The following is a 3,073-nucleotide window of genomic DNA, read 5'->3' on the forward strand; positions in this document are numbered from 1 at the left end:
CGGAGGCGGGGGCGGTCCGGGGGGCTGGGACATGGCCTCGTTCTCTCGGTGTCGGCCGCCGGGACGGCGGGGGCGGGGGGACCTCGGGCGTCGCCGTCCCGGACGCGCTGTGAAATTGTGCGGTACCGCTCCGTTGACCGACGGGCATGTTAACGCGTGCCCGAACGGCCGCCGATCGTCAGTTCGTGAAGCGGAGGACGTTGGTGATCTCGACGCCCAGTTCACCGGCGGTGGCGTAGACGTCGCCGCCGCGGTCGCCGGGGGAACTGCCGTCGGTGCGGTACGACTGCGCGTAGACGACGCGGTCGTCCATCGCCCAGGTGCGGGTCCAGTAGGACGGTTCGGACCCGGGCTGCGGGAGGCCGCTGTTCTCGGACGGGGTCAGCAGTTCGGGCCAGGCGTCGCCGGTCGTGGCCTCCTTGACGGCCTCGGCGTCGGCGGCGGTGGCGAAGTCGAGGATGGAGACCGTGGTGATGATCTTCTTGGTCGGGTCGGCGTAGACGGCCGAGTGCATGTCGCCCGCGCACGGGTGGTCCGCCAGGACGGCCTTCAGTTCGGTGTTCGCGCGGCCGACGCAGCTTTCGGTGCGGGTGCCCGCGCGGGTGAACGTGTTGCCCTTCGCCGTCTCGACGGTGCCGCCGAGGATGCTGTAGGGGTCCGAGGACGAGGCGCGGGTGGGGGCGTCCGTCGGCGTGGCCGTGGCCGTGGGCCGCGGCACCTCGATCGTGTCGGGGGGCGTGTCGTCGTCGCTGCGGACCACCAGGAAGGCGCCGATCGCGGCGATCGCGAGGACCACCACCACGCCGAACACCAGGAGCATGATCAGGACGCCGCCGTTTCCGCCGCCGCGCGGCGGCGGGAGCGGGGGCGGCGCCGACGGGTAGCCGGGGGGCGGGACGGGCGGATATCCCGGCGGCGGGCCGGGCTGCTGCTGCCCGGGCCAGGCGGGACCGTTCATGATCGCTCCGGGGGGTGTCGCGAGGGGGTCGGATCAGATTAGCGGCAGGTGGCGCCTTTCAGGGGGTATCGCCCAAGGCGCGAGCCTTGTGCCGGTGCCCCGCGAGCATCCCGGTGCTCCTAGGGTGGACGTGCGGGTCGTTCGTGCCCGGGCGGTGCGGACCGTGCCGGGCGTCTCGTAGGCTTGCCGGGGAGAGGGGAGGCCGGTGTCCGACTCCAGCCGACTGCGGACGGGCGTGCGCGTCTTCGCGCGGCCGCGATTCCGCCTGTCCCGCACGCCGACACCGTCCCGCACGGTCCCGACCGGTCGGCGGGCCGATGAGCACTGACCTGGTCGCCTGGTGCGGCGGCGCCCCGACGTGCACGCCATCGCGGACGGACTGATCGCGCTCGGCGAGCCCCTGGAGCTGCGCGGCGACGATCCCGGCGCGATGCGGCTGCACGGGCCGGACGGACGGCTGCTCGTCTCCATCGAGGACGCCGTGCGGGTGTCGGTGCACGGCGAGATCGGACGGCTGCTCGGCGCCGAGTTCGCCGAACGGGTGAAGGCGCCCGTGTGGTGGGTGGACGTCCGCGCGGTCGCCGACGTGCCGGACGCCGAACGCGTCGCCCGCCGGTTCGCCGACTCGCTCGTCCACTGGCTCGGCGGCGCGGTGTTTCCGGACGGCGAGCACGACGGGCCCGCGCTGAGCTGGAAGGCCGCCGACGGGAGCGACGGAACCACCGAGAACGCCGCCTACCAGGGCGGTTCCGTAGGCCGCTGAGTCGGCCGCGGGTCGGCGACGGCGCCGCCGCCCATTTCCCGCTGTCCGTTATCTTCGCCGGGCCGCCGGTCCGGCCGGGCCGCCCTATATAGTCCTGCGGCGACGAGCCCGGACCGTGTGGGGAGGCCGTGGATGCGGCGGAAGATGCGCGTACCGTTAGCGGCGGCACTCGGACTGCTGCTGGTCGCCGGGATCGCCGCGCCGGGCGCGGCCGCCGCGGCGCCGTCGCCCCACCGGACGGAATGGTGGCTCGGCACCTGGAACGCCCGGAAGAGCCTGTGGTCGCAGAGTCAGGGGCAGGGCGTCACCGTCGCCGTCATCGGCTGGGGCGCGAGCGACAAGGTCCCGGAGCTGCAGGGGGCGCTCGTCCCCGGCACCGACCTGTTCTACGGCGGTGACGGGCTCATCGACCGGGACGACACCAGCGACGGCTACGGGACGGCGCTGGCCTCCCTCATCGCGGCCCGCGGTGTCCGCACCGGATTCCTGGGGGTCGCACCGGCGGCGAAGGTCATGCCGATCGTGACCTCGAACTCCTCCCAGGCCGAGGGCATCCGCTACGCCGCCGACCACGGCGCCGAGGTGATCCTGCTGTCCCAGGCGGCGGGCGCGAGCCGGTGCCGGGGACCGTTGCAGGAGGCGGTCGGGTACGCGGTCGAGCGCGACGTCGTGCTCGTGGCCGGGATGGGCCACGGCCGCCACCCCGACGACGAGCAGTCGCCGGGCAACTGCGCAGGGGTCCTCGCGGTCGGGGCGGTGGACGCCCGGCTGAAGCCGTGGGCGGAGAGCTACCGACAGCCCTACGCCGCGGTGAGCGCGCCCGGCGTCGCCCTCAGCGGGGTCTTCGCGGACGGACGGGTCCGCACGTTCGACGACACGGCCGGTGCGGCCGCCCTCACCGCGGGCGCCGTGGCGCTGATCCGGGCACGGTTCCCGAAACTGCCCGCGAAGGAGGTCGTCCGCCGCGTTATCGCCTCGGCCGCCGACCTCGGCGCGCGCGGCCACGACGACAAGACCGGCTACGGGTTCGTCCGGCCCGGCCTGGTCCTCGCGGAGCGCGTGCCCGCCAAGAGCCCGAACCCGGTGTACGAGGCGTACGCGAACTGGGCCGCGGAGCACCGGGCCGAGAAGGGCGCCGAGGACGCCGACCGGCGGCGCCGCGAGGAGGCGATGGAGGACTCCGGGTCGGAGGCGACGGGGTACGTGATCATGCTCGCGTCCATGCTGGCCGTCACGCTGGTCGCCTGCACGATCGCCCTCGTCCGAACGCGCCGCAGAACGGCCGCGGCGGGCGGCGTCGGCCCGGTCGCCGGCCCGGTCGCCGGCCCCCCGTTCGCCCCGTACCCCCAAGG

General features: G+C 74.7%; 3 protein-coding genes. 2 read left to right on the forward strand and 1 reads right to left on the reverse strand.

From position 1 onward, the window contains the following. Nucleotides 1-178: 178 nt before the first annotated feature. Nucleotides 179-958: a hypothetical protein gene (locus BJF79_RS35560; RefSeq protein ID WP_075904014.1), complete on the reverse strand. Its 780-nt coding sequence runs from the start codon at nt 956-958 to the stop codon at nt 179-181. A gap of 340 nt (nt 959-1,298) precedes the next feature. Here BJF79_RS35560 and BJF79_RS35565 point away from each other — a divergent pair, with 340 nt between their 5' ends. Together BJF79_RS35565 and BJF79_RS35570 are read left to right on the forward strand one after the other, a co-directional pair. Then, on the forward strand, nt 1,299-1,721 hold the full coding sequence (locus BJF79_RS35565; RefSeq protein WP_083734495.1) for a hypothetical protein: 423 nt from the start codon (nt 1,299-1,301) through the stop codon (nt 1,719-1,721). Nucleotides 1,722-1,865: 144 nt separating this feature from the next. Then, a partial coding sequence (locus tag BJF79_RS35570; RefSeq protein ID WP_262403054.1) for a S8 family serine peptidase occupies nt 1,866-3,073 on the forward strand: 1,208 nt, incomplete at its 3' end.

This window comes from Actinomadura sp. CNU-125, from assembly GCF_001942465.1.
GTDB lineage: Bacteria > Actinomycetota > Actinomycetes > Streptosporangiales > Streptosporangiaceae > Spirillospora.